The 19,956-nt window shown below is 32.8% G+C and carries 21 protein-coding genes; 14 read left to right on the top strand and 7 right to left on the bottom strand.

What is annotated here, in order from left to right:
- Position 1: 1 nt before the first annotated feature.
- Positions 2-904, bottom strand: coding sequence for a geranylgeranyl diphosphate synthase CrtE (gene crtE / locus PMT9312_RS05565; protein ID WP_011376631.1), 903 nt, complete (start codon positions 902-904; stop codon positions 2-4).
- Between the two features lie 37 nt (positions 905-941).
- Positions 942-1,838, bottom strand: coding sequence for a bifunctional methylenetetrahydrofolate dehydrogenase/methenyltetrahydrofolate cyclohydrolase FolD (gene folD / locus PMT9312_RS05560; protein WP_011376630.1), 897 nt, complete (start codon positions 1,836-1,838; stop codon positions 942-944).
- 74 nt (positions 1,839-1,912) lie between these two features.
- Here folD and PMT9312_RS05555 point away from each other — a divergent pair, with 74 nt between their 5' ends.
- The gene (locus PMT9312_RS05555; protein WP_011376629.1) at positions 1,913-3,385 is read left to right on the top strand and encodes an HDIG domain-containing metalloprotein; all 1,473 of its coding nucleotides are present in this window, start codon (positions 1,913-1,915) and stop codon (positions 3,383-3,385) included.
- An 8-nt stretch (positions 3,386-3,393) separates the two neighbouring features.
- On the opposite strand, the gene PMT9312_RS05550 is transcribed toward PMT9312_RS05555, so the two are convergent.
- Positions 3,394-3,786, bottom strand: coding sequence for a hypothetical protein (locus PMT9312_RS05550; protein ID WP_011376628.1), 393 nt, complete (start codon positions 3,784-3,786; stop codon positions 3,394-3,396).
- 81 nt (positions 3,787-3,867) lie between these two features.
- Entirely contained in the window at positions 3,868-5,508 is a 1,641-nt protein-coding gene (locus PMT9312_RS05545) for a 2-isopropylmalate synthase (RefSeq protein WP_011376627.1), read from the bottom strand.
- 226 nt (positions 5,509-5,734) lie between these two features.
- Here PMT9312_RS05545 and PMT9312_RS05540 point away from each other — a divergent pair, with 226 nt between their 5' ends.
- On the top strand, positions 5,735-7,318 hold the full coding sequence (locus PMT9312_RS05540; RefSeq protein ID WP_011376626.1) for a glycoside hydrolase family 57 protein: 1,584 nt from the start codon (positions 5,735-5,737) through the stop codon (positions 7,316-7,318).
- Between the two features lie 4 nt (positions 7,319-7,322).
- Here PMT9312_RS05540 and crtL read toward each other — a convergent pair whose 3' ends face one another.
- Positions 7,323-8,534, bottom strand: a complete 1,212-nt coding sequence (gene crtL, locus PMT9312_RS05535; RefSeq protein WP_011376625.1) for a lycopene beta cyclase — start codon at positions 8,532-8,534, stop codon at positions 7,323-7,325.
- Positions 8,535-8,563: 29 nt separating this feature from the next.
- Positions 8,564-11,155, bottom strand: a complete 2,592-nt coding sequence (gyrA, locus tag PMT9312_RS05530) for a DNA gyrase subunit A (RefSeq protein WP_011376624.1) — start codon at positions 11,153-11,155, stop codon at positions 8,564-8,566.
- A gap of 179 nt (positions 11,156-11,334) precedes the next feature.
- Here gyrA and PMT9312_RS05525 point away from each other — a divergent pair, with 179 nt between their 5' ends.
- From PMT9312_RS05525 to rsmD, 4 genes are all read left to right on the top strand, one after another.
- On the top strand, positions 11,335-12,498 hold the full coding sequence (locus PMT9312_RS05525; RefSeq protein WP_011376623.1) for a GuaB3 family IMP dehydrogenase-related protein: 1,164 nt from the start codon (positions 11,335-11,337) through the stop codon (positions 12,496-12,498).
- 231 nt (positions 12,499-12,729) lie between these two features.
- Positions 12,730-13,053 (top strand): thioredoxin, encoded by a 324-nt coding sequence (gene trxA, locus PMT9312_RS05520; RefSeq protein ID WP_011376622.1) that lies wholly within the window; start codon positions 12,730-12,732, stop codon positions 13,051-13,053.
- A gap of 6 nt (positions 13,054-13,059) precedes the next feature.
- The gene (gene hisH, locus PMT9312_RS05515; RefSeq protein WP_011376621.1) at positions 13,060-13,677 is read left to right on the top strand and encodes an imidazole glycerol phosphate synthase subunit HisH; all 618 of its coding nucleotides are present in this window, start codon (positions 13,060-13,062) and stop codon (positions 13,675-13,677) included.
- A 13-nt stretch (positions 13,678-13,690) separates the two neighbouring features.
- On the top strand, positions 13,691-14,290 hold the full coding sequence (gene rsmD / locus PMT9312_RS05510) for a 16S rRNA (guanine(966)-N(2))-methyltransferase RsmD (RefSeq protein WP_011376620.1): 600 nt from the start codon (positions 13,691-13,693) through the stop codon (positions 14,288-14,290).
- Here rsmD and petG read toward each other — a convergent pair.
- Positions 14,267-14,386: a cytochrome b6-f complex subunit V gene (gene petG / locus PMT9312_RS05505; RefSeq protein WP_011376619.1), complete on the bottom strand. Its 120-nt coding sequence runs from the start codon at positions 14,384-14,386 to the stop codon at positions 14,267-14,269. The genes rsmD and petG overlap by 24 nt on opposite strands.
- Before the next feature lie 55 nt (positions 14,387-14,441).
- Here petG and PMT9312_RS05500 point away from each other — a divergent pair, with 55 nt between their 5' ends.
- From PMT9312_RS05500 to PMT9312_RS05465, 8 genes are all read left to right on the top strand, one after another.
- Positions 14,442-14,828, top strand: a complete 387-nt coding sequence (locus PMT9312_RS05500; RefSeq protein ID WP_011376618.1) for a c-type cytochrome — start codon at positions 14,442-14,444, stop codon at positions 14,826-14,828.
- On the top strand, positions 14,825-15,574 hold the full coding sequence (locus PMT9312_RS05495) for an RNA methyltransferase (RefSeq protein WP_011376617.1): 750 nt from the start codon (positions 14,825-14,827) through the stop codon (positions 15,572-15,574). The genes PMT9312_RS05500 and PMT9312_RS05495 overlap by 4 nt, the downstream gene beginning before the upstream one ends.
- A gap of 120 nt (positions 15,575-15,694) precedes the next feature.
- Positions 15,695-16,783 carry a magnesium chelatase ATPase subunit I gene (gene bchI / locus PMT9312_RS05490; protein ID WP_011376616.1) on the top strand — a complete coding sequence of 363 codons (1,089 nt, stop codon included), beginning with the start codon at positions 15,695-15,697 and terminating at the stop codon, positions 16,781-16,783.
- 5 nt (positions 16,784-16,788) lie between these two features.
- On the top strand, positions 16,789-17,262 hold the full coding sequence (ruvC, locus tag PMT9312_RS05485; RefSeq protein WP_011376615.1) for a crossover junction endodeoxyribonuclease RuvC: 474 nt from the start codon (positions 16,789-16,791) through the stop codon (positions 17,260-17,262).
- A gap of 9 nt (positions 17,263-17,271) precedes the next feature.
- Positions 17,272-17,829 (top strand): 5-formyltetrahydrofolate cyclo-ligase, encoded by a 558-nt coding sequence (locus tag PMT9312_RS05480; RefSeq protein WP_011376614.1) that lies wholly within the window; start codon positions 17,272-17,274, stop codon positions 17,827-17,829.
- 39 nt (positions 17,830-17,868) lie between these two features.
- Positions 17,869-18,288: a SufE family protein gene (locus PMT9312_RS05475; RefSeq protein WP_011376613.1), complete on the top strand. Its 420-nt coding sequence runs from the start codon at positions 17,869-17,871 to the stop codon at positions 18,286-18,288.
- Positions 18,289-18,332: 44 nt separating this feature from the next.
- Entirely contained in the window at positions 18,333-19,634 is a 1,302-nt protein-coding gene (locus PMT9312_RS05470; RefSeq protein ID WP_011376612.1) for a homoserine dehydrogenase, read from the top strand.
- A 70-nt stretch (positions 19,635-19,704) separates the two neighbouring features.
- A complete protein-coding gene (locus PMT9312_RS05465; protein WP_011376611.1) occupies positions 19,705-19,956 on the top strand; it encodes a hypothetical protein in 252 nt (83 codons plus the stop codon).

Here is a 19,956-nt window from a genome sequence, read left to right as displayed (position 1 = left end):
TTTACCTGTCTCTATTTGTAATAAAGTCGGCTAATGATATTAAATACTTTGCATCTGCCCCCCAAGGTTTAATTGCTTTTTTTGCGTTTTCTACTAAATCAAATGCTCTTTTCTTTGACTCCTCCATTCCAAGTAATTTAGGGTAAGTAGTTTTGTCAGCTAAAAGATCTTTGCCGGCAGTTTTGCCAAGCTTTTCACTGCTTGAAGTTAAATCAAGAATATCATCTATTATTTGGAAGGCTAATCCAATTCCCTCTGCATATGTTGTCAGAGCTTGTAATGTTTCTTCGTTAGCTCCTGCGATCATCGCGCCTGTTCTTACGCAAGCTTTCAATAAAGCCCCAGTCTTGTGAAGATGAATATACTCTAAGGTTTCAAGGTCAACTTCTTTCCCTTCACATTCTAAATCAACAACTTGTCCTCCAACTAAACCCGGTGCACCTGCTACTAAGGAAAGTTCACCAATTACATTTAATAATCTGGTTGGATCAACTCCTGGACTTCTTAAAGAGACCATTTCAAAGGCTCTAGTTAATAAAGCATCGCCTGCGAGAATAGCTATTGCATCTCCATATACTTTATGGTTTGTTGGCCTACCTCTTCTTAAGTCATCATTGTCCATAGCGGGCAAATCATCATGAATTAAAGACATTGTATGAATCATTTCTATAGCTACAGCCGTAGGAACAGCTAAAGAAGGTTCTCCTCCTGCCAGCGAACAAGAGGCTAAACATAAAATTGGACGTATTCTTTTCCCTCCAGCTAAAAGAGAATATCTCATTGACTCTCTAAGTATTTCAGGATTTTCAGGGCCTAGGGAGAAATCAAGCGCTTCTTCTACAACTTTTTTTGCGTTTTTAAGATATTCTTCGAAATCTGAAATGTTGCTTATAGCTTCAGTCATTTTATACCTTTTAAAATAATTTTTTTCATCTTAGGATTTATGGCAAAAGGTCATTTAGGGTTGACGATAAGCCAAATTGTTTTTGCCAGCTAAAAATAGTATTTACCAGTAACATTGTTACGGTCATTGGTCCAACACCTCCGGGAACAGGCGTGTAAGCCAATACTTTAGGAATGACATCTTCTAATAATACATCGCCACATAATCTGGTTTTATTTTTATCAGAACTTTTTAACCTATGTATTCCAACATCAATAATCACTGCACCTTCTTTTACAAAACTAGAATCTATAAGATTTGGTTTCCCTGCAGCAGCAATTAGAATGTCAGCTTCCTTACAGACTTTGTTTAAATCTAATGTTTTTGAATGAGTCATTGTTACCGTCCCATTAAGGTTTAACAACATAAGCGATAAAGGTTTTCCAACTAGTAAACTTCTTCCGATAACAACAATTTTCTTTCCTTCAATTGTAATATTTTGGGACCTTAATAAATTAATAATTCCTGCTGGTGTACATGATCTCATCGCAGGCTCATTTTTCACTAATTTGCCGATGTTTATCTCATTTAATCCATCTACATCTTTGCTTGGATTGATATAACTTATCAGTCGTTGCTCATCAAACTTCTTTGGAATGGGGAGTTGTAGCAACATTCCATCAATATTCTTATCAAAGTTTAGTTTGTTTATTAATTGTTCAACTTCTTTTTGCTCTACATTATCTTTTAGATGAAAGATAAAGCTCTTTATCCCAACCCTTGAACATGCTTTTTCCTTGTTATTAACGTAAACACCACTCGCTGGGTCTTCACCTATTCTTATTACGGCTAGACCAGGAGCCCTTTTTGCGATTTTTTTATTAATAAAAATATAGTCATTTAATCTTTCTTCAATTTCAAGAGATAATTTTTTACCGTCTAATTTTAATGACATTTCGAAAAAGATCTCCTTTTTACACCTAGCATGCCTATAATTTTAAATTATTCAAATAGATTTAATTATATTCTGTGCAAAACATTACAACTATTCTAAAAAAATTTCTTTACCTGTGGAGGAGGAGTCAAGTTCCAATAAAACAACCAACTAGAATTTCAAAAATTGATAATCTCATAATATTTTTAATATGCATTTTAATCTCAATAATTTCTTCTTATAAATTACTTCTTATTTCGCCTTTAAATATCTTAGATATTTTTTCTTGGCTTTTGACCTTTACTGAAGCACTTATTAGTTCTTGGATTTTGATATTAGTTTCTAAAAAAGAGAATCCTACAATTACTTCAAGACAGATTATCTTGATAATTTCTCTTCTTTTAGCAGTACAGTTCTTGAAAATAGCCTTAGCTTCAACGATAAGTCCGTTATCAATGCTTATCCCACCGGCGTTAATTATATCCCAAGGAATGGGAAGCATAACGGCTTTGGCTTGGGTATCAATAGCAAGCCTTAGTTTGCCTGGCTCAGTAATTGAAATTAATAACAATTTATTTTTCATTTCATTAGTTTGCGCTTCAATAGTATCTCTCCTTGGAGGAAGAATAAGAAGTAGAGCTCAGTTACTCCAACTATCAATTTTTGTTCCCATTGGAGCATTTTTAAGTCAATGGATTTTGATAGGTAAGGACAAAATATCTATTATTGATAAGCAAGAATTTGTTTTTGCTAACGGCAAAATATTTTCAGATTCCTTGTTATTGGCAATAGTAATGCTTTTTACTATTTTATTTATACCTATATTTGAATCGATATTTGGACTATTAACTAAGGCAAGATTACTCGAATTGGCAGATAAAGAGAAACCTCTCATTAGAAGATTGTCTCTTGAAGCTCCCGGTACTTTTGAACATACCCTACTTATATGTGGTTTAGCAGAGGAAGCAACAAGAATGATTGGGGGTGATATTGATCTAATTAAAACTGGAGCGTTATATCATGATGTTGGTAAATTACACGCCCCTAATTGGTTTATTGAAAATCAGGATGGTTCAAGGAATCCTCATGACGAAATAGATGATCCTTTTAGAAGTGCAGAGGTTTTACAAGCACATGTTGATGAAGGATTAAAGTATGCAAGGAAAAACAGACTACCTAAATCAATAGCCAATTTTATCCCAGAGCATCAAGGTACTCTAAAAATGGGATATTTCTTTCACAAAGCTAAAGAAAAAAATCTCAAGATTAATGAAAATGATTTTAGATATAAAGGCCCTATTCCTCAGTCAAAAGAAACAGCTATCTTAATGCTTGCTGATGGATGTGAAGCAGCTCTAAGAGCTATGAATATTAATGCATCTGATAAAGAGGCTTTGGAAACAATATCTAAAATTATCTACTCACGTCAAAAAGATGGCCAAATAGATGATAGTAATTTATCGAAGGGAGAAATTTTTTTAATAAAAAGGGCATTCTTAAATGTATGGAAAAGAATTAGACATAGAAGAATTCAGTATCCAACAAGTAAGAATAATACCTTTTCTTGATTTTCAATTTATAGCCTAATACTTCTTCGATGTTTTGGATTACACCAATATAGAAGAGCTAACGTACTTAATAATGTTGTTAAAAGAGCAAACCCACCAATTCCAAAAATGTCTTTTAGAGTTATGATCCTTACCACTGAATAAGGACCCATACCAGAAATTACCATTGATAGAGATACCAAAGTTAAAGTTACTCCCCATTTTCTCTCTGCTAATAGAGCTGCTGAAGAAACTATTCCAACGATAGCAGCAGGCCAGCCAAGACTTATGGCTAGAGTTATATTCGCAACTTTTAGTGGAGGCCCATAACTTATTATTAATGCGATAATTGGAAGTGCAATTATATTGCTGATTAACCCAACCCACGAAAGTGCCCAATATCCTAGTAACCTTTCTCTCATTATTTACAGCTTAAACTATTAAATAAATCTACAGTATTAAGAGACTATTTTTTATACTACTTAATAATCCTAAGAAATAATTTAATTTGCAGGATTAGATAGAAATGTTTTATTAGAATTTTCTAAATTATCAAATTGTGGGTGAATTGAATTTTTTTTCTCAGAAAATACAAGCCTATTTAAAGCATTAACGTAAGCATTCGCCGCAGCAACTACCACATCCGTGTCAGCAGAATGACCAGAATATATCTTATTATCCCTTCTGATTCTTATTGTTACTTCTCCCAATGCATCAATACCTTCTGTTACCGACTTTACAGAAAATTCAATTAATTCATTAGGAACTTTAGCTAATTTATTTAAAGCCTCGCACACAGCATCAACAGGTCCAGTCCCTACTGATACAGCTGTATCCTCAGTATTATCTGCCGTGTTTAGAAGCGTAATAGTGGCGGTAGGTTTAGATGCGTTACCGCAACTTACTTGTACAAGACATAACTGAAATTTAGCTTCCGGAAGCTGTACTTGTTCACTAACAATTGCTTCTAAGTCTCTATCTGTAATTTCTCTTTTCCTATCAGCTAAATCCTTAAAACGAGCAAAAGCATCATTTAAGTCTTCCCTGCTCAAGTCATATCCCATCTCCTCTAATCTAGCTCTTACTGCACTTCTTCCACTAAGTTTTCCCAAAGATATTTTGTTATCACTCAAACCAACAGTTTTTGCATCGATAATTTCGTAAGTTAGTCTATTTTTTAAGACTCCATCCTGATGAATGCCTGATTCATGGGCAAAAGCATTAGCTCCCACAATTGCTTTATTGGGTTGAACAGTCATTCCAGTTAGGTTGGAAACGAGCCTAGAAGTTTTTGTTATCTCTTCTGTTCTTATGGCAGTAAGAGGAGTTGGCGAATCTGGATTTCTTTTAAAAAAACTATTAAAAAAACTTTTCCTTACATGCAGCGCCATTACTAATTCTTCGAGAGAGGCATTTCCTGCTCTTTCACCAATTCCATTAATCGTACATTCTAGTTGTCTCGCTCCATTTTTTACTGCCTCTAGAAAATTGGCAACTGCTAGACCTAAATCATTATGACCATGAACAGATATTACTGCTTCATCAATATTTGGAACATTTTTATTTATATCAGAAATTAATTTGCCAAATTCACTAGGAGTTGTAAATCCAACAGTATCAGGGATATTTATAGTTGTCGCACCTGCAGAAATTGCTAATTGAATCACTTCGTATAAAAAATCTGGATCACTCCTTGAAGCATCTTCACAAGAAAACTCAATATCTTCTACCAATGTTTTTGCATAATTAACCATTTCTGGAACTATTTGAAGGACATCTTTTCTGGACTTTTTAAGTTTATGTTTAAGGTGAATATCGCTTGTGGCAATAAAAGTATGTATTCTTTTCTTTGGGGCTGGACTTACTGCTTCATAACATGCTTTTATATCTCCTTTGGACGCTCTAGCTAAACCGCATATTATAGGACCGTTTTCTTTCCCTACATCATTGGAAATTTTATTAACAGCTTTAAAATCTCCGGGACTTGCGAAAGGGAATCCAGCCTCAATAACATCTACTCCTAATCTTGCTAATTGATGTGCAATAGCAAGCTTTTCTTCAAGATTTAAACTGGCACCAGGAGATTGCTCTCCATCTCGAAGAGTTGTATCAAAGATCAAAATTCTTCCAGGATCTTTGGACATTCGCGCGAATCACTTAAACTTATATTAAGCTAATTAAAAAAAATTGACTAGATCTAGTTCAATAAAAATTTGCTGCGGGCTTATTACTTAACAATATTGGTTAAAATTCTGAAGAAAAAAATAAAATACTTTAATTATTAAAGTATTGTTTTAAGATTAAAGCTTCCTTTTTATAAAAGGTTAATTTTGATTTTTTATAGAATTACAGGCATAACTTATAAAAAGTATGAATGGGCAATACCCAAAAAAAAATGTTTTAGGTCAGTTAGCGATAGTTTTACATGCCCATCTTCCTTATGTAAGAAAAAATGAAAGAAATTCGTTAGAAGAGGACTGGTTATTTCAGGCGATATTGGAATGTTATATACCACTACTTCAATCAATAGAATCTTCCAAAAATGAAAATCCTTTAAATACAAAACTTACTATTAGTTTGTCTCCAACATTATTATCACTTCTAGATAATAAACAAATTCAAGAAACTTTCCCAAGCTGGATTGAAACAAGGAATGATTTCTTAAACGAACTGCCTCAAAAAGAAAAAAATGCTTCTGCATTTTTGATAAAAAATCTTAATGACAAATACTTATACTGGCAAAAATGTTCAGGAAATTTAATTGAGAAGTTTAGAGTTTTAAGTATCTCTGGAAATTTGGATATTCTCACTTGTGCTGCTACACACGGATATTTGCCAATCCTAAGAGAGAATCCTGAAACTGTTAAAGGACAAATTAATACAGCCATTAGGAGCCATGAAAATATTTTTGGAATTAAGCCTCTCGGTATTTGGCTACCTGAATGCGCATATTACGAAAATTTAGATGAAATTCTATTTAATTCTGGAATTAGATATGCAATCTTAGACGGTCATGGGATTCTTAATTCCACACCAAGGCCTAGGTATGGAGTATACGCTCCAATCTGCTCGAAAAAAGGAGTTGCATTTTTCGGAAGAGATAGTGAGTCAACCCTGCCCGTTTGGTCTGCTAAGGATGGATTCCCGGGAGACAAAGTTTATAGGGAATTTCATAAAGATTTAGGTTGGGAATTACCTATCTTTAAGCTTCAAAAGAAAGGAATTTCAACTAAAAGACCCTTGGGTTTAAAATTTCATAAGATTACAGATGAAAACGTCCCATTAGGGGAAAAGGAGTTTTACTTAGAAAATGAAGCCAAAAAGAAGGCTTCAGAACATGCTGATGCTTATCTTCTAGAGAGATCCAAACAATTAGAAAAATTAACTTTATCGTCTTCCTTTAAGCCCTTATTAGTGGCTCCATTTGATGCAGAGTTATTTGGTCATTGGTGGTATGAGGGACCTTTTTTTATTGAAAATATTTTAAAGAACTCGAGTAAATATTCAATTAAGCTTACAAATTTAAAAGAATTCTTACTTCAAAAGCCAAATCTTCAGATTTGTGATCCATCGTCATCAAGCTGGGGACAAGGTGGTTACCATAATTACTGGATTAATGATGCAAATGCATGGATCGTTCCAGAAATCACAAAAGCAGGTTCAACTTTTGTTGATTTATGCTCGAAAAATTTTAATAATGAATTATCTTTAAGACTTTTCAAACAAGCAGCAAGAGAATTGCTTCTCTCTGAGTCATCTGATTGGAGTTTTATCCTAAGAGCTGGAACTACAACTAAGCTTGCAAAAGAGAGGATAGAAAGACACTTGTTTAGGTTCTGGAAATTAGTTGAAATGATTAAAAATCATTCCAACATTAATTTAAAATTTCTTGAAGATATTGAGGAAGAAGATAAAGTTTTCCCAGATATTAACATTAATGATTGGCGAAAATAAAATATTAATTTAACTTAAGCATTCCTAGTTTTACTTTTAGAGGTGAATTTATAAACATCTTACTCATGACGTAAATTAGTTTTGGAAGTGGAAGAGTATTAGTAAGAAAACCTACCCATTCTTTGGTCGATAATCTAAAGAAATTTGAGAAAAAACTTCTTAATTTACTTTCGTCAAAACTCATTAATCTTCTTAGACCATATTGGTAAAGTTTATGCCTTTGTGTTAACTCGTATGGCCATAGGATATCCCAACCTTTTGTTGCTAGATCTAAAGAACTTAGATGAGGTTCTTTTAAAAAGATTGCTAATTTTTCTGCAAGGAGTGGGGCCCTTCTTAATAAAGATCCGATCATATATCCTGATGCAGGGTGCACCATACTTGCAGCTCCACCAAAACCAAGTACAAATTGTTTTTTAAATGGGAGGGGTAAATTCATTGGGAAAAGACAATTCTCTTCATGAAAAATTTCACTTACTTTAATACCCTTACTATTAAGTCTTTTAAAAAGTCTTTTTTTAAGACTTTCTTGCGATAATGCTGGAAAACTAGCTAATGATGTTTCTTCTACAAAGTAAGTTTCATTTCCCAGGTCCATTGCATAAAGAAAGGAAGGAGATAATAATTTTTCATCCTTGCTTAAATGATTTGGACGAAAATCCATTAAAACAAACTGTTCCTTGTTAACAGGTGGGGATGAGAATTTGCCAACTATTCCATACGCAGCTTGTTGAGCGATTTCATTCTTAACTGGTCTTTTTACAAAATTACTTTTATGCCCACTTGCATCAATAACTAACCTTGCTTTTATTTTTAGACCTGAAAAACAAATTACTTCAGATAGTTTGTTTTTCTCTGTAATATCTTTTGCTGTTTCGTTCAACCATTCAATCCCTTTGCATTTTTTTAATAGTTCATTTTGAAAGGCTTCTTGATTTATTAAACCATAATCGTAGTTATGTTTTGTTGGAAAATTCCCCTGTTTATTTTCCCCATTTCCAAAAAAACTAACTGTTTTACACCATCGGTGAGATAACAAAGACTCTAACCCTAATTCTTCTAATTCAGATGCCCAAATTCCATATGTATTCTCCCATTTTTCACTTGGAGATTTAGTTGATATTCCCTTTATATTTAGATCCTGCTTTGCTAATTCAGAAGCTAAACATAATGCTGCTGGACCAGATCCTAAAATTAAAATATCAAGTATTTCCATATTGTCTAATTAACCATTCGTTTTTAATTTTATTCCTCTGGACTTGTTTGGTCTATTTCCTCTATTTGTTCACGAGGAACTAATACCACTTCTGATAAATGATCGCCCTCGTCCAGTCGTTGTAATTTTACTCCAGTAGCTGCTCTGGATTGCTGAGAAATTTTATCTGCATTTGTTCTAACTATTACACCTTTTTCGGTCACAAAAAGTAATTCTTCTCCTTCTCCTAGGACCTTTAAACAAACAAGAACATCATCTTGAATTCTGAATTTTATCGCTCTTAAACCCATCCCTGCTCTTTTTTGTAATCTAAACTGAGTTACTGGCACTCTCTTTCCTAGACCAAATGCACTGGCTATTAATACCCAGGGCCCATCCGAAGAGTTAACTTCAATATTTTCTTCAATTTCTTTATTAAGATCATCAATTTTAGCTAATTTATCAACCAAATCAGATGTTAAAACATCCATGGATACAAGATTATCCCCTTTTTTCAAGTTCATTGATTTAACCCCCCTTGCTGTCCTGCCAAGGGGTCTTAATTCGTTTATATCTAATCTGAAATGAATCGCAATTCCTGTTCTTGATCCAATTAAAACACTATCGCCTTCTTTGGATAGTCTGACCCATGTTAGGGCGTCTCCATCCTCAAGATTAATTGCTATTAGACCATTTGAGCGAATTTTTGAGAAGGCAGAAAGTGAAGTCCTTTTTATAAATCCAGACTTGGTTAACATTAATAAATAACAATCGTTATCAAAAGAATCAACTGCAACAAGTGAAGTTATTTTTTCTTCTCTTGGTATTGGGAGAAGTTGAACTGATGGAGTACCTTTTGCCGTTCTGCTACTCATAGGAACTCTATATGCTGGGAGAGCATAAGCTACCCCTCTATCACTGAAAAGCAAAAGAGTATCATGATCGTTGCAGCTTATAAATAATTTCACCTCATCATCTCCTTGAGTCTTTGTGCCAGCTTTACCCCTTGACCCACGACTGGTAGATTCAAATTCATTAACAGGCATCCTTTTTAAATAACCTGCTTCAGTTAATAAAACTACTGATCGATCATTAGCTATAAGATCAATATCATCAAGACCACCTCCTAGATCTAAAATTTCTGTTTTTCTTGGAGAAGAAAATCTTTCATCGATTTTATTAAGTTCTTCGAGAATAATTTCAAAAATTCTTTCTTTACTATTTAAGATTTGTTGATATTGGTTGATTTTTTTAGTTAATTCGTCATGTTCCGCTTTGATTTTATCTGCCTCTAAGGCGGTTAATCTTCTTAACTGCATTTGTAAAATAGCTTCTGCTTGTGTAGAAGATAATTCATGATCAGTTTGTAATTTTTCTCGAGCTGAAATTGTATCTTTTGCAGATCTTATTAGATTGATAATTTCATCCATAGCATCTAAAGCCAATAAAAGCCCTTTAACGATGTGATCTCTTTCTTCTGCCTTTCTTAATAGAAATCCTGTTCTACGTCTTATGGTCTCTACCCTAAAATCTAGAAATACATCTAACATTCTCCGAAGTGAGAGAGTTGTGGGTTCTCCTTTAACTAAAGCTAAAATATTGGCACTAAAGTTATTTTGTAAAGGTGTTAACTTAAATAAGTTATTTAAAACTACTTGTGGGTATGCGTCTCTTTTTAGCTCGATAACAATTCTCATCCCATCTCGATCACTTTCATCTCTAATATCAGAAATACCTTCTAATTTTCTCTCATTAACCAAGTCTGCAATTCTCTCTATCAATCCAGCTTTATTAGTTTGAAAAGGGAGTTCTGTAATTATTACGGCATCTTTTTCAGCCCTACCAGCTGATTTAATTTGCTCAATATTTGCTACCCCTCTCATGGTTATTGAACCTCTTCCTGTTTTGAAGGTTTCTCTAATACCATCTCTTCCTAATATTTGACCACCAGTAGGAAAATCAGGACCCTTAATTAGTTCAAAAAGTTCTCTATCTTCAATTGAAGGATTGTTGATTATTGATTTGAGACCATTGATTAATTCTCCTAAATTATGGGGTGGAATATTAGTTGCCATACCTACTGCTATTCCAGATGATCCATTTAAAAGTAGTTGAGGAATTCTTGCAGGTAAGACTGTTGGCTCTTGTTGTGATCCGTCAAAATTATCAGAGAAATCTACAGTTTCAGATTCAATATCCTCTAGTAAACTTTCATCTGTAAGAGACTGTAGCCGAGATTCTGTATATCTCATTGCTGCGGGAGGGTCGTTATCGACAGAACCAAAGTTCCCATGACCATCTATAAGTGGCATTCTCATAGAAAAATCTTGAGCCATCCTCACCAAGGCATCATAGACAGCAGTGTCACCATGGGGGTGATATTTACCAAGTACCTCCCCAACGACCCTTGCACATTTTCTGTAAGGTCTACCGCTTGTTAAACCAAGTTCATACATTGCATAAAGAATTCTTCTATGAACAGGCTTTAATCCATCTCTCGCGTCAGGAAGGGCACGACCTACTATGACGCTCATTGCATACTCGAGATAAGAGCGAGACATCTCATTTCTTAAGTCTGTCTGAATAATTCGATCGTTATCTTCGCTTAATCCAGAATTTCCGGAATCTATAATATCAGACATACAAAAAACCTTTATTTAATAATAATCGCTGATTGTCATAATGAATAAAAAAAAGGATATATTTAATTCCCAAATACTCACATTTACACACAAATTTAAAAAAAACCTGTTGTTTTTGAATAAACCTTGGCTTATTACCCCTTTAGTTGTTAATTTAATCAGAATAAATTAAAAAATCCGTGAATATTGAACTTGGTTTGAACAAAAATGTCAGAAGGGCTTATGGTATTGATGAAATAGCTTTAGTCCCTGGCAAAAGAACACTAGATTACGATTTAACTGATCCTTCCTGGTTAATAGGGGATTTAAAGAGAGAAGTTCCAATTGTAGCTAGCGCTATGGACAGCGTAGTGGATGTTAATACGGCTGTAGAACTTACCAAATTAGGTGCCCTAGGGGTTATTAATATGGAAGGCATTCAAACACGTTATGATAATCCTGATGAAACATTAAATCAAATAGCATCAGTAGGGAAAAATGATTTTGTCCCATTAATGCAGAAGATATACAGTGAACCTGTTAAGGAGAAATTAATTTTACAGAGAATAAATGAGGTTAAAGAAAGAGGAGGTATAGCTGCGTTTAGTGGAACTCCTCAAGCTGCCATAAAATTTAAGGAAACACTTAATAATTCCAAAATAGATTTATTTTTTCTTCAAGGAACAGTCGTCTCAACTGAGCATCTTGGCATGGAAGGTAAGGAAACCTTAAATATTAAAAACCTCTGTCAATCTATGAATGTCCCTGTTATAGCTGGTAATTGTGTTACTTACGAAGTTGCTAAACTTCTTATGCAGGCTGGAGTTGCAGGATTAATGGTTGGTATAGGCCCTGGAGCGGCATGTACTTCAAGAGGGGTACTAGGAATTGGAATCCCACAAGCAACTGCAATTGCTGATTGTAGTTCGGCAAGAGATGATTATTTTAAAGAAAGTGGTCATTATATTCCTATTATCGGAGATGGAGGAATTGTAACAGGCGGAGATATTTGTAAATGTTTAGCTTGTGGTGCAGATGCTGTAATGATTGGCTCACCAATAGCTAAATCCTCAAATGCTCCAGGTAAAGGATTTCACTGGGGTATGGCTACTCCAAGTCCAATATTGCCAAGAGGGACAAGAATTGAAGTTGGTTCGACAGGTTCCTTAGAAAGGATAATTAAAGGCCCTGCTTTGCTTGATGATGGTACACATAATTTATTAGGAGCTATTAGAACATCAATGAGTACTCTTGGGGCTAAAAATATTAAAGAAATGCAGGAGGTTGAAATAGTTATTGCACCATCTCTTCTTACGGAGGGTAAGGTTTATCAAAAAGCTCAGCAGCTTGGGATGGGTAAATAGTTTATTTAGAGCAAAATTATAAAAATAAGTATATATAATATTTAAATTGAACAATTTTCTCTTTAGGAGTTATTATTAAAAAATGGGGGAAACCCCATACTCCTCACACACTAAATCGCCCGATTATTCGGGCTTTTTTTAGATATTTTGTTACTTATATTATTTTATCTGTAATGAAATCATCACTTAAAAGAATAGCTTGCTAAATTTTCTAAAAGGAATACTTAAATTATGTCATCAGCTCCAGCCGTAACTGATTCTTCATTTGACAAGGATGTACTGCAAAGTGATCTACCAGTATTGGTTGATTTTTGGGCGCCATGGTGCGGTCCATGTAGGATGGTAGCACCAGTTGTAGAAGAAATCTCGAAAGACTTTGAAGGGAAAATTAAAGTTTTTAAATTAAATACAGATGAAAACCCAAATGTTGCGAGTCAATATGGAATTAGAAGTATTCCAACATTAATGATCTTTAAAGGAGGTCAGAAAGTTGATACTGTGGTTGGAGCCGTACCAAAAGCAACTCTTTCGAGCACTTTAACTAAGCATCTATAAATAGCTTTGCATAAAATTGGACTTATAGACTATGGAATGGGTAATATTCATTCAGTAACAAAATCTCTAGAAAGTCTTGGAGAAGAAATAATTTTAATTAAAAACTTTAGTGAATCAAAAGCTTGTAAGGCGATAATACTTCCTGGAGTTGGAGCATTTGATCCTGCGATGATTAATCTTATAAATACTGATTTGATAATTGATTTGAAAAATTGGATTAATAGTGGTAAGTCTTTTTTAGGAATTTGTTTAGGTCTTCAACTTCTTTTTGAATCTAGTGATGAAGGAAAAGTTCAAGGACTAGGTATTTTAAAGGGCAAAATTCAAAAAATACCCAATATAGTTAATCAAAGAATCCCCCACATGGGTTGGTGCGAACTTCTACCTACAAAAACAAATACTTTATTAGAACTAGAGGAATTAAATAATTGGGTCTATTTTGTCCATTCCTATCATGCAATCCCAGATGACTTCAGTATTATTGCAGCTCAGGTTAATTATGGTTCTGAAAAATTAACAGCTATGATTGAAAATGATAATTTATTAGCTTGTCAATTTCATCCTGAGAAATCTGGTAAAACTGGAGAAAAACTTTTGAGAAGATGGCTTAGTAATATTCAATAACTGATAATTACTGATGAAGACAAATTTAAGATTAATAGGTGGTAAAAAACTCCAAAGTCCAAATAATATTTATACAAGACCTACAACTTTGAGAGTTAGAGAGGCTATATTTAATATATTGAATAACAGAGTTGAAAATAGTAACTGGTTAGATTTATTTAGTGGAACAGGAGCCATATCATGTGAAGCATATAATCACGGGGCAAGAAAAATTATTGCTATTGAGAAAAACAAAAACAACTCAAAAATTTGCTTAAAAAATTTACTTTCGTTGCAAGATATAGATAATAGAAAAAATGATATTGATGTTATTTGTAAAGACGTTTTGAGCTGGACAAAACCAGATTATGAGAGAAAGTTATCATCTAAAATTGTAGATTTAAATAAATTAAAATTTGATTTTGTTTATATAGACCCTCCATATAATGTAAAATTCCATGAATTAGTTTTAAATCAAATATTCAATTGTGATTTTTTAAAAAATGATTCAATAGTTATTTGTGAACATTCTCCAGACTTGGATATTAAAAAAAGTACTTTATGGGAAACTATAGATGTGAGAGACTATGGGCAATCAAGATTAACATTTTTAATCAATGTCCAACATACCTGAACCTCTTCTGTATTGATTCCAAGCACTTACGAATAATCCAAGAAGAGTTATTGGAACTAACCCTAAAACAATTCCACATAGAAGAGGCTCGATCATTTTTTTGCCTTTTTTGAATTTCTTACTAACAATTTTTACATAGAGACTATTTTTTGTGTCAACATCTTCATCATCTGCAGCAGAAAGAGACATTAAAAGAGAATTTTTCAAAAAGTTTTTTATTGTTTTTATAGTTTCATTGTTATGTTTTTCAATATTTTTCTTAAATAATCATGAAAATAATAAATATATTATTGATACTCTTGAGCTTAATGGATCTGCTAAGGAAGGAGATGCTCTTTTTAAGATAAATTGTGTTGGATGTCATGGAATTACAGCAAGAGGATTAGTGGGGCCAGACTTGCATTCAATAACTCAACGATTGAATGATAAAGAGATAATAAAACAAGTTACTGGTGGGCTTACTCCTCCCATGCCAAGTTTTGAAATTGATCCTGTAAATATGTCCAATTTGTTAAAATATCTACATAGCCTTGAATGATTTTGGGGAAAAATTTTTCTAATTTAAAAGTAATATTAGTTGAACCAAACGGCCCTTTAAATGTTGGGAGTGTAGCAAGGTTATGCTCCAATTTTGAAGTCGATGAATTAAGAATTGTTTCTCCAAAATGCGATATATTCTCTTTAAAAGCAAAAAAAATGGCCCTTAAAGGTCAAAAATATCTTGATCATTGCAAAATTTTCGATAATTTAGAAAATGCAATTTTTGATTGTGATTTAGTTATCGCATCTTGTGGCAGGATAGATGTTAGTAAAGATTCAGTCTTTGAATCTTCAGAAGATATAGTTAGTTGGATTTTATCTTTTGAAAAAATTAATAATTTAGCAATTATATTTGGCAGAGAAGATAGAGGTTTAAGTAATAATGAATTACTTTTGGCAAATAAGACTTTTAATATACCTACTTCTAAGAATAATCCTTCTTTAAATCTTTCTCATGCAGTTTCAATAGTTTTGTATGAATTAAATAAGTCTTCTAAAAGAAATTTCAATAAGGAATTAGAAGTTTTTAATCTTGCATCATCAAAACAAATACATGATTCATTTGTGGAGATTGAGGAAATGCTTCTTGGAGTTGGATATCTTTTAGAACATACCTCTAAGGCAAAAATAAGTAAATTTAAGAATTATTTATCACGGGCAAATACAACAATGCACGAAATAAATGTTTTAAGAGGAATTGTCCATCAAATAAACTGGTTTTTGAACAATTCAAAAAGGAATTAGGAAGTTATAAATCAAATTAGATTTTATTTCTCTGTAGTTTTAATTTGATAGGGATATTTACTAAAAACATTTTCTGAAGTAACATCTATTGATTATTTGAATATTAAAGAAAATTAAACTGTGACTACAACAAAGAAAAGAAGAGTTTTTCCTTTTACAGCTGTAATTGGTCAGGAAGAAATGAAATTAGCACTCTTGTTAAATGTTATTGATCCAAGAATTGGAGGAGTGATGATAATGGGTGATAGAGGGACTGGAAAGTCAACTACAATTAGAGCTTTAGCAGATTTGTTGCCCGCAATAGACGTTGTTAAAGACGATCCATATAATAGTTCGCTAATTGATCCTGATTTGCAGAGTAAAGAAGTTTTAGAAAAAATTGTTCAAGGAGAAAATCTAGAGTGTATTCAAAAACAAGTACCTATGGTGGATTTGCCTTTAGGAGCTACTGAGGACAGACTTTGTGGAACCATTGATATAGAGAAAGCTTTGAGTGAAGGCGTTAAGGCATTTGAACCTGGTTTATTGGCAAAAGCTAATAGAGGTTTACTTTATGTTGATGAAGTGAATTTGCTTGATGATCATTTAGTTGATGTACTTTTAGATTCGGCTGCTTCCGGATGGAATACAGTTGAAAGGGAGGGAGTCTCAGTTCGACATCCTGCGAGGTTTGTTCTAATTGGTTCAGGTAATCCAGAAGAAGGGGAATTAAGACCTCAGCTATTGGATAGGTTTGGAATGAGTGTTGAGGTCAAGACAGTTAGAGATGCTGAATTAAGAGTTCAGGTAGTTGATCAAAGGACATCTTTTGATGATAATCCTGATGAGTTTTCATTGAGCGTTGAGAAACAACAGGATGAACTTCAGCAAAAGGTTATTAAAGCTCAAGAAATTTTAAATTCTGTTCAAATGGATGATGATCTTAGATTAAATATTTCCGCAATCTGTGGAGAACTTGATGTTGATGGTTTGCGTGGAGATATTGTTACAAATCGATCTGCAAGAGCAATTGCAGCCTTTGAGGGTAGGACTGAAGTAAATGAATATGATATAGCGAGGGTTATTTCATGTTCATTGAGACATAGACTAAGAAAAGATCCATTAGAACAAGTTGATTCAGGTGAAAAAGTTATTCAAGCTTTTTGTAAAGTATTTGAGTTAGATGAAAAAGATAATCTTTCTAAATTTCAATTGTCTGCAGAAGCCTAATTACAGTGAGAATAATTGGGATAGACCCTGGATTAGCCAGAGTTGGATATGGAATTATTGAAATAAAAAATGATAAAAAGATATTGCTAGATTGTGGAGTTATTGAGACAGGTAAAGAAAAAAAAGAAGAGGATAGACTTTATGAGATATTCAAAGATCTTAATGAATTAATAAGTCATTGGAAGCCAAATTTAGCAGCGGTAGAGAAATTTTTCTTTTATAGATCTAGTACTACTATTAGTGTGGTGCAGGCTAGAGGCGTGATTATGATGGTATTGGCCTCTAAAAAAATTAATATTAGTGAATATTCCCCTGCACAGATAAAGTTAACCATTGCAGGGTCAGGAAAAGCATCTAAGAAAGAAGTTCTTGATGCGGTTATGTATAACTTGGAACTTAACAAACCTCCAAAACCTGATGATTCAGCTGATGCATTGGCCATAGCATTAACAAAACTAAATGAGGAAGGCTTTAACTGAGTATCTAATATGACTATCTTTGATAAAAAGAAATTTGAGAGGGATACGTTTAGAAAACTTAGAAATGAGATTTCTCTAATTCAAAGGGAAAATGTAGAAAAGAATGTAAAACTATTTGTTGATACCTTTGTTAAGGAATATAAAAATATTGGTTACATAGCTATATATTGGCCTTTGAAAAATGAAGTAGATATAAGAAGTCTCAAGGAAAAAAATTCTGTAGCTTTGCCAAAATGTATAGATAAGAAAGAGTTGTTTTTTTATCCATGGGATGAAAAAACTCTTACAAAAGACTCAGAGGGGATACTAAGTCCAAATAACTCTTTTTTATTAAGTCATGAGCAGATAAGTATAATATTTGTTCCATGTCTTTCTGTTGATAAAAATTTAATAAGATTAGGTTATGGAGGAGGCTATTTTGATAAATTAAGAAGAGATAAAAATTGGCGTAATGTTCCATGTATTGGAGTATTAACTTCTAATTGTGTAAGTAAGACTCCATTAACCAGGGCTGAGTGGGATATTCCCTTATCAGGCTTTATCACAGAAAAAGAAATATTTGTATAATAAAAATTTTAAAGCAATTTATAAATAGTTTTTAAAACAATGGAAAATAAAGAAAAATACAATAATTTATCAAAATTAGTTGAAAAGTTAAAGAAATCAGAAGATCCAAAAAGAAAATATGAATACATTTTATGGTTAGGAAAAAAATTAAAAGAACCAGATAGTAAGATCCTTGTTGAAGAGAACAAAGTTATGGGATGCGTTTCAGAAGTTTTTGTTAAGGCAAATATTAAAGGCGGTAAATTATTTTGGGAAGGATATTCTGATGCACTAATAACAAAAGGTTTATTGGCATTTCTAATTAGTGGATTAAATGAATTAACACCTAATGAAGTTGTTAAAATAAATAAGAAATTTATAGAAGATACTGGTTTGAAAGCAAGCTTAACTCCTTCACGGTCAAATGGTTTTTTAAACATTTTATTGAAAATGCAGTCTCAAGCAAATGAATTTTTGTAGGCCCAATAATATAAAATTAAATTCAAAGTAAAAAGAAATAAAAAATGAGAAAATGCAAAATTGGTATTGTAGGTTTCGGAACTGTTGGTTCAGGGGTTTATAAAATATTAAGTTCTGAAGTTGATTTACATCCAATTCTAAAAGAAATAGATATTGAAAAAATAGCGGTTAAAGATCTTAGTAAAAAAAGGGATTTTGATCTAGATAATAATTTATTAACTGATGATCCATTCAAATTAATTAATGACCCCTCTATAGATGTAATTGTTGAAGTAATGGGCGGGGTTGATTTGGCGAAAGATATTATTCTGCAATCATTAAAATCAGGTAAATCTGTTGTTACAGCAAATAAAGCAGTAATTGCAAGATATGGAGAAGAAATATACAAAACTGCAGCTAAAGAAGGAGTTTATATATTGTCAGAGGCTGCGGTCTGCGGAGGGATTCCAATAATTGAACCCTTAAAAAGATCATTAAAAAGTAACAGCATAAAAAAAATGGTTGGGATAATAAATGGCACAACAAATTTTATTCTTTCAAAGATGGCAAATGAAAATGCCGATTATAAGGAAACCTTAAAATTAGCTCAAAGACTTGGGTATGCAGAATTAGATCCAACTGCAGATGTTGAGGGACATGATGCTGCTGATAAGATTTCTATTCTTAGTGAACTCGCATTTGGAGGTAAAATCAAAAGAGACGAGATACATTCGGAGGGCATTAGTAAAATTAATCTAAAGGATATTGAATATGCCAATAAATTAGGATTTGAAATAAAACTTTTGGCGTTGTCCGAAAGGCGACAAATTAATAGTAACGATTCACTTGCTTTGAATATTTGGGTAGGCCCTTCGTTGATTCCAAAATCTCATCCATTAGCAACAGTTATGGGAGTTAACAATGCATTATTGATAGAGGCTGATCCTCTTGGAGAAATAATGTTATATGGTCCTGGTGCAGGAAGTGGTCCAACAGCTGCATCAGTAGTATCAGATATATTAAATCTGCATGCCTCTTCAGTAAAAAATAATAATTCAATCGATCCATTATTATCTTTTGATTTCTGGAGAAACTGTCATATCATAAAATCCAATGAAATAAATAAAAAAAATTATCTTAGAATTATTTGTCTTGATAGTCCAGGCGTTATAGGAAAGATTGGAGATATCTTTGGAAATAATAATGTATCAATCGAATCAATTGTTCAGCTAGATGCAAGTGAGGATAAAGCCGAAATTGTTGTTATAACTCATGAGGTGAATAATGGAAATTTTGAGAAATCGAAAGATGAAATAAATGCTCTTAATGAAGTCAAAATTATTGCTAGTCAATTAAGTTGTATTTAGAGAAATAGTTTGCAAATTTCTTTATAGCTTGTTAAACCGAAGAAAGTAAGTGTTTGGTTTTAGCACCTTAATGATTCATTCAGAACTATTAGATAATAAAAATGGAAAAAATAATTTAATTTTTTCTGAAGAACTTTATAAAGGCGCTTGTGTAAAAATTAAAAATAGTAATAAGACTTTTCAAGTAATTGGTTTAAATATATGTAAAAAAATTTGTTGGGTGAGAGAGTGGCCTTTTGCTTGTGATTCAGAAAAAACATTTGCTCTAGAAATAAGTCAAATAACCTTACAGATTTTTTGTTCTAATAAATCCTCAGAATAA

This window comes from Prochlorococcus marinus str. MIT 9312 (assembly GCF_000012645.1).
GTDB lineage: Bacteria > Cyanobacteriota > Cyanobacteriia > PCC-6307 > Cyanobiaceae > Prochlorococcus_A > Prochlorococcus_A marinus_L.
Note: the sequence above shows the minus strand (reverse complement) of the source record. Positions and strands in the feature narration are given on the sequence as shown.

What these genes read in the sequence shown, in the direction of transcription:
- crtE (WP_011376631.1), bottom strand. Translation starts at nt 904, where the DNA reads ATGACTGAAGCTATAAGCAACATTTCAGATTTCGAAGAATATCTTAAA.
- folD (WP_011376630.1), bottom strand. Translation starts at nt 1,838, where the DNA reads ATGTCATTAAAATTAGACGGTAAAAAATTATCTCTTGAAATTGAAGAA.
- PMT9312_RS05550 (WP_011376628.1), bottom strand. Translation starts at nt 3,786, where the DNA reads ATGAGAGAAAGGTTACTAGGATATTGGGCACTTTCGTGGGTTGGGTTA.
- PMT9312_RS05545 (WP_011376627.1), bottom strand. Translation starts at nt 5,508, where the DNA reads ATGTCCAAAGATCCTGGAAGAATTTTGATCTTTGATACAACTCTTCGA.
- PMT9312_RS05540 (WP_011376626.1), top strand. Translation starts at nt 5,735, where the DNA reads ATGAATGGGCAATACCCAAAAAAAAATGTTTTAGGTCAGTTAGCGATA.
- crtL (WP_011376625.1), bottom strand. Translation starts at nt 8,534, where the DNA reads ATGGAAATACTTGATATTTTAATTTTAGGATCTGGTCCAGCAGCATTA.
- gyrA (WP_011376624.1), bottom strand. Translation starts at nt 11,155, where the DNA reads ATGTCTGATATTATAGATTCCGGAAATTCTGGATTAAGCGAAGATAAC.
- trxA (WP_011376622.1), top strand. Translation starts at nt 12,730, where the DNA reads ATGTCATCAGCTCCAGCCGTAACTGATTCTTCATTTGACAAGGATGTA.
- rsmD (WP_011376620.1), top strand. Translation starts at nt 13,691, where the DNA reads ATGAAGACAAATTTAAGATTAATAGGTGGTAAAAAACTCCAAAGTCCA.
- petG (WP_011376619.1), bottom strand. Translation starts at nt 14,386, where the DNA reads ATGATCGAGCCTCTTCTATGTGGAATTGTTTTAGGGTTAGTTCCAATA.
- PMT9312_RS05495 (WP_011376617.1), top strand. Translation starts at nt 14,825, where the DNA reads ATGATTTTGGGGAAAAATTTTTCTAATTTAAAAGTAATATTAGTTGAA.
- PMT9312_RS05480 (WP_011376614.1), top strand. Translation starts at nt 17,272, where the DNA reads ATGACTATCTTTGATAAAAAGAAATTTGAGAGGGATACGTTTAGAAAA.
- PMT9312_RS05475 (WP_011376613.1), top strand. Translation starts at nt 17,869, where the DNA reads ATGGAAAATAAAGAAAAATACAATAATTTATCAAAATTAGTTGAAAAG.
- PMT9312_RS05470 (WP_011376612.1), top strand. Translation starts at nt 18,333, where the DNA reads ATGAGAAAATGCAAAATTGGTATTGTAGGTTTCGGAACTGTTGGTTCA.
- PMT9312_RS05465 (WP_011376611.1), top strand. Translation starts at nt 19,705, where the DNA reads ATGATTCATTCAGAACTATTAGATAATAAAAATGGAAAAAATAATTTA.